Annotated in this window: 7 protein-coding genes; 3 read left to right on the forward strand and 4 right to left on the reverse strand. The window is 53.3% G+C overall.

What is annotated here, in order from left to right:
• The first annotated feature begins 116 nt into the window (after nucleotides 1–116).
• Nucleotides 117–1,340, forward strand: a complete 1,224-nt coding sequence (locus K5905_RS19405; RefSeq protein ID WP_297586761.1) for an MFS transporter — start codon at nucleotides 117–119, stop codon at nucleotides 1,338–1,340.
• 202 nt (nucleotides 1,341–1,542) lie between these two features.
• Here the strand turns inward: K5905_RS19405 and guaD are convergent, their stop codons facing one another.
• Together guaD and K5905_RS19415 are read right to left on the reverse strand one after the other, a co-directional pair.
• Nucleotides 1,543–2,853: a guanine deaminase gene (gene guaD, locus K5905_RS19410; protein ID WP_297586762.1), complete on the reverse strand. Its 1,311-nt coding sequence runs from the start codon at nucleotides 2,851–2,853 to the stop codon at nucleotides 1,543–1,545.
• Nucleotides 2,854–3,058: 205 nt separating this feature from the next.
• Nucleotides 3,059–4,018 carry a cation diffusion facilitator family transporter gene (locus tag K5905_RS19415; RefSeq protein ID WP_297586764.1) on the reverse strand — a complete coding sequence of 320 codons (960 nt, stop codon included), beginning with the start codon at nucleotides 4,016–4,018 and terminating at the stop codon, nucleotides 3,059–3,061.
• Nucleotides 4,019–4,323: 305 nt separating this feature from the next.
• Here K5905_RS19415 and speB point away from each other — a divergent pair, with 305 nt between their 5' ends.
• A complete protein-coding gene (gene speB, locus K5905_RS19420) occupies nucleotides 4,324–5,286 on the forward strand; it encodes an agmatinase (protein WP_297586766.1) in 963 nt (320 codons plus the stop codon).
• A 58-nt stretch (nucleotides 5,287–5,344) separates the two neighbouring features.
• On the opposite strand, the gene K5905_RS19425 is transcribed toward speB, so the two are convergent.
• Nucleotides 5,345–5,941, reverse strand: coding sequence for a DUF6653 family protein (locus K5905_RS19425; RefSeq protein ID WP_297586767.1), 597 nt, complete (start codon nucleotides 5,939–5,941; stop codon nucleotides 5,345–5,347).
• Between the two features lie 321 nt (nucleotides 5,942–6,262).
• On the opposite strand from K5905_RS19425, the gene K5905_RS19430 reads away from it, so the two are divergent.
• Nucleotides 6,263–8,584, forward strand: a complete 2,322-nt coding sequence (locus K5905_RS19430; RefSeq protein ID WP_297586768.1) for an EAL domain-containing protein — start codon at nucleotides 6,263–6,265, stop codon at nucleotides 8,582–8,584.
• 76 nt (nucleotides 8,585–8,660) lie between these two features.
• Here K5905_RS19430 and K5905_RS19435 read toward each other — a convergent pair.
• A partial coding sequence (locus K5905_RS19435) for a PHA/PHB synthase family protein (protein WP_367186990.1) occupies nucleotides 8,661–9,338 on the reverse strand: 678 nt, incomplete at its 5' end.

Consider the following 9,338-nt stretch of genomic DNA (forward strand, 5'->3'; position numbering starts at 1 on the left):
GCAATGCCGGTTTGGTGAGACACTTCCGAAATATCCAGTAATTTCATCTCTTGACCTCAAGTCGACTTGAATTTGTAGGCTGGCTTTCAATCTTCAAAAAGGCAAGGGAATTTGAAGTGACAGACAGAAAATTCGTCACAAGACGGCCACTTTGGCTGGAAGCAGCAGCGATCGGCCTGTTGTTGACGGCCACATTGAAAATCATGGCAAATGCCACCATCAGCCCGGCCTTGCCGGCGCTTGAGGCCAGTTTCGCCGGCGAACCCGGTGCTGCCTACCTGACCCGTTTCCTGGTGTCGGCACCGTCTTTGACCGTTGTGTTGGTGGCGCCATTTGCCGGACTTGCAGCTGATCGATATGGACGGGGCATAATGCTGATCGCGGGCATTCTGCTTTTCGTTGTTGCGGGTAGCGCCGGGGCTTACTTGCCGGATCTTGTCTCGATCCTGGTCAGTCGCCTTGTCCTCGGTGTCGCCGTGGCGATGACCATGACGGCCCAGGTCGCGCTGGTTGGGGATCTCTTCAGCGGTTCTCGTCGGAGTGCTTTCATGGGTTGGCAAACCACGGCAATCAATTTCAGCGGCCTTCTGTTTATCGGTCTTGCGGGCTTGCTGGCAGGTCAGTCGCCAAGACTGCCGTTTCTGGTTTACGCCCTGCCGATCCTCTTTTTACCGTTGCTCATTTCCATCCATCGTCAGGAAAAGCAAAGTGAGAAACCGAATGGCAATCAGGATGGTACGGATCAATCGCACGGCGCCAAGGTGCACTGGTTCGGTGCAGCGATATCCGTCGCAGCCCTGACGATGTTCACGGTGATGCTGTTCTTCCTGATGCCCAGTCAATTGCCGTTTTATCTGGACGCCAACGGCTTCGACAGCGCATCCGCAACCACTGTTGGTCTTGGCACCCTTATGCTGACCGGCGGCATTGTCGCGATGGTTTTCAAGAGACTGAGTGAAAGATTGGGACTGGCGGCAACTCTTGCAGTTGGATACGCCTTGATGGCAGCGGGGTTCTGTGTGTTGGCGGTCGACGCAAGCTGGCTGTTTGTCCTGCCGGGTGCTGCTTTGATCGGTGCTGGGTATGCTTTGGTGCAACCGGGTTTCTTGTTCCTGGCGTTGCAAGTGGCACCAAAGGAGCGGCGTGGCAGCGTTTCCGGAATTGTCACAACAGCCATGTTTCTTGGTCAGGTAATCTCACCGCTGCTGTTGACGCCCTTCATTCAAAGGTTTGGGTTTTCTTCGGTTTATTTCGCCGCGACGGCAACCTTTACAGCATTTTCGCTCGGAGCCTTCGTGCCCATGTTTCAACGCAGGCGATTGAACCAGAAAACGGTATAGGGCTCGACGCAATCGGAACGCCGGTTACGCGGCGTTCCGGTCACCGGTTACGGGAACACAAGAGCTTTAACAGGCAACGGCGATACTTGGCCTGATTTAACAAACAGGATTGGAGCCGCTCAGATTTGAGGCGACAATTGGAAGTTTTGCGATTGATGTTCAATCGGATACTGGCTGGTAACGCCCGCCAAGGTTTCGGAATTCAGCGACCGGGTTTGCTCGGTTGACCGCAGATATAGGTTTCAATCACTGCACGGTCGTCACCCAGCGTCTGAAGAACGAAGAGCTCTCCCGACAAGGTTTCGACCGTTTCCATGCGCAAAGCCATTGTCGGGGTTGCCTTTGCATTCAGAACGACGATATCCGCGTCTGTTCCCACATCAAGGGTTCCGATCTTGTCGGAGAGAGAAAGCGCATCAGCGTTGCCAAGCGTTGCCCAGTAAAAGCTCGTCAGTGGATGCATGCGCTGACGTTGCATCTGAAGGACCTTGTAACCCTCATCAAGTGTTCGCAGCATTGAATAATTTGTACCACCACCGACATCCGTAGCGATCGCGGTGCGAATGCCCGCATCTTCCAACCCAGCCTTGTTGAACAATCCGCTGCCGAGAAACAGGTTGGAAGTCGGGCAGAACACTGCGATGGAGCCGGTTTCCTGCATCACCCGCAATTCGCGCTCATTCATGTGAATGCAGTGGCCGAGCAAGGTTTTCGGGCCGAGCAGACCGAACTTCTCGTAGACGCCGAGATAATCAGGAGCCTCCGGATAGAGTTCTTTGGTAAAGGTGATCTCGTTATGGTTTTCGTTGATATGGGTTTGCAAGTGGCAGCCGGGAAATTCAGTCAACAGGCATCCAGCCGCCTCGAGTTGCTCAGGCGTCGAAGTGATAGCAAAGCGCGGTGTAACCACATAATGCGCTCGACCTCTGCCATGCCACTTGGTAGCAAGTGCCTTGCTGTCATCATACGAGCTTTGAGCTGTGTCACACGCACCGGTGGGGGCGTTGCGGTCCATCATTGTCTTGCCACCAAGCATTAGCATGCTGCGTCGTTCAGCTTCCTCGAAGTAAGCATCTACCGAGTTGGGGTGGCTGGAACAATAAGCCGAAGACGTTGTGGTGCCGTGAGAAAGCAAGGCGTCGTAAAATTCTTGGGCAATGCGTGCGCCATGTGCTTTATCGGTGAATTTCATTTCGGCCGGGAAAGTGTAGTCATTCAGCCAGTCGAGCAACTGGTCCGCCCAGGAAGCTATAACCTCGGCTTGAGGAAAGTGGATATGGGTATCTATCAGACCTGGCAAAATCAGATGCGGGCGATGATCGACGATCTCTGTGCCTGCCGGCGCTAAAGCTGCAACATCTTTATAGGAACTTCGGGCAACAATCTGCCCGTTTGAAATGAGCAGGGCCCCGTCTTCTTCATAGCTGTAGGCCTGCGTATCTTCCTCGCCTTGGGGCGCGGAAGAAAAGGTGAGCAGCCTGCCGCGCAGGATTTTTGTGTTCTGGTCTGCCACAGATTGTGATCCTTGATCCGGGTCATCGTTTGACGGGGGTTTGTGCTGCGTGAGGCTTTGTGTCAGCTCTCGAAAGCAAAGAATTTAACGGTGACAATGAGAGGGGACAACGGATCGACGCGACTTTTTTGTCGGTCACGAGCTGCCGGTCCAAAAAGTCGCAGACCGTGAGCCAGCCTGTCCACCCGAAACAGGCGGAGGTCGCTTACGTATCCTGCTTGGCATCGACTTCAGTATCGGGTGACGATTCGATCGTGACGTGTCCGATTCCGTGCTCGGTTTTCAATCGCGTCCGCATTTGGGTGAGGACGGCGTCTGTTGTTTCGTCTGAGGAGATGACGGCATGCATGGTCGCGTTGATCTTGCCCTCTGCAAGGGACCATAGGTGAATGTGATAAACGTCCTGAAGTCCGGGTACTACGGCAAGCAAGTCTGTCCTGACTGTTTCGCGGTCAATCTCGGCTGGCGCACCTTCCAGAAGAATATGAGCTGACTGGCGCATCACCTTGATTGCGGAACGAACGATCAGCAAGGCAACGAAGACGGACAGGATCGGATCGATTGGAAACCAGCCGGTGAAATAGATCACAACAGCCGCGACGATCGCCGCGACAGAGCCAAGAAGGTCACCAAGGACATGCAGGATCGCAGATCTGATGTTCAGCGAGCCGTCGCCGCCATGCTGCAGAATGAGAAATGCGCCAATATTTACCAGCAATCCGAGTACCGCAATTACGAACATTGGTCCCGCCAGCACGGTTTGCGGTTCAATCAGCCGACCGGCTGCCTCAACACAGATCCAGGCTGTGACAACAAGAAGAAAGACGGCATTTGCGAATGCGATCAGAACGGGCAGGCGGTCACGTCCATAGGTCAGGCGGGCATCGGCCGGTTTCTTGGACTGTTGAAATGCCCACCAGGCAAGACCGAGAGAAGCTGCGTCCGTCACCATGTGAACGGCGTCGGCCATGAGAGCCAATGATCCGGCCAACCAGCCGCCAATCAGCTCAGCAAACATGAAACCGGCAATCAAAAGTCCCGCCCAGGCAACTGCGCGTGCATTTTTATCAGTTACTTCGACAGAGTGATCATGATCGCCGTCGTGATCATGCGCCCGCCCGGAACCGGTATCTTCTGTATGAATGTGATTTTCCGGGTTGCTCATGGATCGGCTCAAATTGTCCTGGAAATGGTCTATGAAATTGCGCCATTCTTGCGAGTTGCTTCATGTATTTCAAGAGGTTCGGAAACTGTCGACGGATGGCCTGTTCCCTGAAACGTCGTTTTCGTTGTCACAGGACATCTGCCTCTGATAAGACCGGATCAGGAGTTCCTTGAAACGCTTGATGGAGACAAAGTGAAACTCTGCAAGTTACAGATCCGTGTCCATAAGATTCAGGAAATTTGTCATTGGTGATTGATCGCAATTGCCGTCCCGACAAAGGCGCAACCCCTTCCAGGAAAAAAGCCATGACAGCAGATTTACCCCGTCCAACCGACAATGCATTCCTGGGATCGTCCGTATTGGGGGGATCTCACGAACCGACTTATGCTGGTGCGCTGTCATTCATGCGCCGGCGATACAGTCGCGATCTGAACGGTGTTGACCTGGCTGTATGGGGGATCCCGTTTGATGCCTCGGTTTCAAATCGTCCCGGGGCTCGTTTCGGCCCACAAGGGGTCCGCCGCGCCTCGGCGATTTTTGATGGCGATCCACAATATCCCTTCCAAATGGATCCATTCGAGACCCTTGCATGTGTCGACTATGGTGATTGCGTTTTTGACTACGGACGTAACGCGGATGTCCCCGGCCATATCGAAGCTCAGGCAAGCGAGATCCTGAAAACCGGCACGCATCTGTTTTCCATCGGTGGTGACCACTTCGTAACCTATCCTTTGCTGAGAGCTCATGTCGCCAAGCATGGACCGCTCGCGCTGGTGCAATTCGATGCGCATCAGGACACTTGGTCGGATGAAGGGGACAGAATTGACCATGGCACCTTTACCGGACGGGCGGTGCGCGAGGGATTGATCGACCCTGAAAGATCCATCCAGATCGGAATTCGCACCCATGCTCCCGAAACGTGCGGTCTTGAGATCATTTTTGGCAATGAACTTGATGACCTCGGGATCAAAGGTGTTGCCGAGCGCGTAAAGCAACGGGTCGGGTCCGGACCTGCCTACATGACATTTGACATTGATTGCCTGGACCCGGCATTTGCACCTGGAACCGGAACACCGGTGTCCGGTGGCCTGTCGTCCAGGGAAGCGCTTTCCATCTTGCGCAATCTGGGTGATCTGGATTTTGTCGGTGGCGACATTGTTGAAGTTGCGCCTGCCTATGATCATGCAGACATCACATCGATTGCTGGTGCGAGCGTCGCACTGACCTATATCGGTCTCTTGGCTGAACGGCGTCTGCGCGGCAGCTGATCAGCCTTGCGCCGATGTTCGAACAAGTCTGAGCTTAAGTCAGAAGCGAGACAGCAGCTCACGCTTTTGCATTTTTCTTAGGTTTGTTGTCGTTTTCAGGCGCCGAGGTCCAGAAGCGATAAAGCGGTGCTTTGTCCTTCATCAACTCATAGAGGTCGATGAGTTTTCGAAGGCAGACGGCTTGGGTCGCGTAGCCGACCAGGAGCCCCGTGCCTGACAGGATCGGGGACGAAGTAAACGCACCGAGGATGGCAATCAGAACACCCGCCCAGAATACAAGGTGGAGCACCGAAAGGCGGTGATTGATCTCCTGCGGGATCGGTATCAACGGCCTGTTGAGCCAGATACGTTCACCAAAGCTGGCTTTTTCTGCCCAGTTTCCAGTCCACCGCCTGTTGGGAAGCAACTTTGGCAGCCTGAAAAGCAACAGCAAAACACCGACAACAAGCATCACTGTAAAGGCCGTGTCCAGCCAGATCTTTGTCCAGATTGCAGCAGTGATTAAGGCGGGCGCAACAATCTTTGCATATGTAGATGCTGGTCCGACAGGCCCACCAACGCCGCTTTTCAACAAGAGCAAGGGAGTATTGGCACCGGACGCCTGGTTTTGTCCGGCAGCTGCTTTTGGCAAAAGGTGGCGCTGTGAGTTTTGCATGATCCATTTGATGCTTGCGGATGTTCGGCGATCATACGCGTCCTCACCGGGACTTGGCAATTCAATCCTGGGGAAGAATACGACGTGCGCAACGTGTTGCCAACCAAGGGTGGTGCAGTGGAGATAAGTATATCAATGGGTGAGTTGTAGTATATTGTAAATTTTAGTGATTTCAGACGTTGAATAAATCGTTGAGTTTGAAGAACAGAAAAATTTATTTGTGAAGTATTTATTTTTTGCCGGTATAGAAGTTGATTGAGTTTGAGAACAGTCGTCAATAATTGGCTCTCAGCAGTTCGTAAAAGAAAACTGAGTTGTGTCATGACCTCTAAAAAGAACGACAATACTGAGAACGTTTGTGCTGAAAACGTAGAAGTGTCTCTGGCTGCGGAGCTTTCCCGTCTGAACGGTTCGGTGCAACTGGGAAGAGGTGATGAGCTGTCGATAAGTGGAGAGTGGCTTCAAACTCTCGTTGACCAGGTCTCCGACCATATTTTCGTAAAAGACAGGAGCCACAGGTTTGTAATGGCAAACCAGCCTGTGGCCGACGAACTCGGGTTCAGTGATCCGGCCGAATTGATTGGAAAGACCGACCTGGAGCTGCACCCCGAGGACGTCGGCAGGAAATTCAGGGCCGCTGAATCGGAAATCATGACCTCGGGTAATCCCAGAATCGATTTCGAAGAATATTCCGTTTTGGCCAACGGCAAGCGCAAATGGCTGTCCTCGTCGAAGTTTCCTGTTCTGAACCATGACCGGGAAGTTGTCGGGCTGGTCGGAATTTCCCGCGATATAACGGAGCGTAAGAAAGCCGAACTGCTGCAAAAGGGGCAAAACAAGGTTTTGCAGGAAATTGCCACCGGAAAATCCCTTTACGAAGTCCTGGAAACTCTGGTTTTGACGATCGAGAGCCAGCTTGACGGAGTGAAGGGCTCAGTAATGCTGGTAGATGAAACCGGCACGTGTTTGCGCGCAGGAGCAGCACCCAATCTCTCCAGTGAGTTTGTGGAACTATCTGACGGAATTCCGATCGGACCAAAGGTCGGTTCGTGTGGCACCGCCGTCTACAGGCGTGAAAATGTCTTCGTTGACGACATACAGGCAAGCGAGCTTTGGGAAGATTTTTCCGAAACAGTGTCCCCATTCGGAATACGGTCTTGCTGGTCTGTTCCTTTTTTCGGGAAAGACGACAAGGTTCTGGGCACTTTCGGTCTTTACACGGACAAAGTTCGTAGCCCCTCCGAACATGAGCGAAAACTGGCTGTTGAGGCGGCCAGGTTGGCTTCGATCGCGGTTGAGCGCGATCGCGCGGAAAGTCGGATCCGGTATTTGGCGAACCACGATGTTTTGACCGGTCTGCCAAATCGTCAGGAATTCAACTCCAAGCTGGAAAACGTGGTCGAGACTAGTCGGCGGACAGGAGAACCAGTTGCATTGGTGTTTGTCGACCTGGACAACTTCAAGTTCGTAAACGACAGTTTTGGCCATGCGATTGGCGATCAGGTTCTGACAATGATTTCCGAACGGCTCGTTTTGACTGAGAGCGGTAGATCGCATGCAATTCGTTTTGGCGGAGACGAGTTTGTCCTGATCGTTGAAGGATCCGATGCACAAGCGGTTGAATTGAAAGACCTAATCGTGCGTTTGCGCGATGAGATCACAAAAACCATTCGCATCGGCGAGTTATCCTTTCATGTCACGTGCAGTATCGGTGCTGCGCGTTTTCCGGAAGACGCCGTTGATGCGGACCAACTTCTCAAGAACGCTGACAAGGCGATGTTTGAAGCCAAATCGTCCGGTCGCGACGGGTACAAGATTTATGAGCATGTACGGCCCGACAGATCGGTCAATAAACTGACACTGCTGGAGGAAATGCGTTCAGGCATCGATGCTGGCGAGTTTTTTCTCGAATACCAACCGCAATATCACCTGATGAGCGGCCGAATTGTCGGCGCGGAAGCTCTTGTCAGGTGGACACATCCGGTCCTGGGAAGAATGATGCCGGGACAATTCATCAGGCTCGCGGAGGAAAGTGGTCTGATTGTGCCTTTGGGCCGTTGGGTCCTCAACGAAGCCTGTCGGCAAAACAAGATCTGGCAGGACACCGGCCTTCCTCCTATCACCGTTGGTGTCAACGTATCTGCCAGGCAGTTTCGAGATGCCCAGTTGATCAGAAATGTGCGTGGGGCTCTGGAGGAAACCGGCCTGCCTGCCAAATTTCTGGAACTGGAAGTGACTGAAAGCCTGTTGATGCAGAATGCAGATCTGGCAGTTCGGTTGATGACCGGATTTCGCCGGATCGGCGTCAAGCTCGCAATCGACGATTTCGGTACCGGCTATTCCAGTCTGGCCGCGCTCAAGAATTTTCCGCTGACACGACTTAAGATCGACCAGAGTTTTATCCGCGATCTCGACTTTGGAGACAGCGATCAGGCCATAGCGCGCGCAATCATTTCACTTGGTCGGGAGCTGGGCCTGAATGTGGTCGCCGAAGGAGTGGAGACAGCCAAGCAGCAGGCTTTTCTGGCCAGTTGCCAATGCGAAACGGTTCAAGGGTATCATTTTGGTCGGCCGATGAAAGCCGATAGATTTGGCAAGCTGCTCGCAATGACCTTGACCCCCTTGGCCGCCCACTTTGGGTGACGTTACCCAAAATTCGATTCCGAACGAACGGCAGGGAGTGACAATGATCTGTCGCGCACCTTGAAAGTCTGGGTGGTCAGACCTTTTTCATCACATAGGAGCCCGGCGCGTCCTCGAGAATTTTCACCCGGTTTGCACCCGGCTTGCGCGGCTTTGCCTTGGCGTCGTCTTGAGTGCGGATCCATTGATCCCAATAGGGCCACCAGGATCCGGGATGTTCCTCTGCTTTCTTGAGCCAGCTTTCAAGAGCGCCTTTGGGTTCACGACCGGTCCAGTACTGATATTTGTTCTTTGCCGGTGGATTGATGACGCCTGCAATATGTCCGGAACCGGCAAGGACGTACTCAACCGGACCTCCGAAGCAGCCTGATCCCAGAAACACCGATTTGGGTGGCGCAATGTGATCTTCCCGAGTGGCAAGATTGAAGATCGGAATTGTCACTTCGGAAAGATCCAGCATCTCACCGGCGATTTCCATCTCACCGCGGGAAAGCTTATTGTCGAGATAACAGTTGCGCAGATAGAACGAGTGGTTGGCAGCCGGCATGCGGGTCGAGTCGGAATTCCAGTAAAGAAGATCGAACGGGAAGGGGTCCTGACCCTTGAGGTAGTTGTTGACCACGTAGGACCAGATCAGGTCGTTGGACCGCAACATGTTGAAGGCAGACGACATCTTTGAGCCATCCAGGTAGCCCTGTTCCGCCATGCGTTTTTCAAGCGACGAAATCTGTTCCTCATCGACGAAGACCTTCAA

The sequence above is a fragment of the Roseibium sp. genome (assembly GCF_025698965.1).
In the GTDB taxonomy this organism is placed as follows: domain Bacteria; phylum Pseudomonadota; class Alphaproteobacteria; order Rhizobiales; family Stappiaceae; genus Roseibium.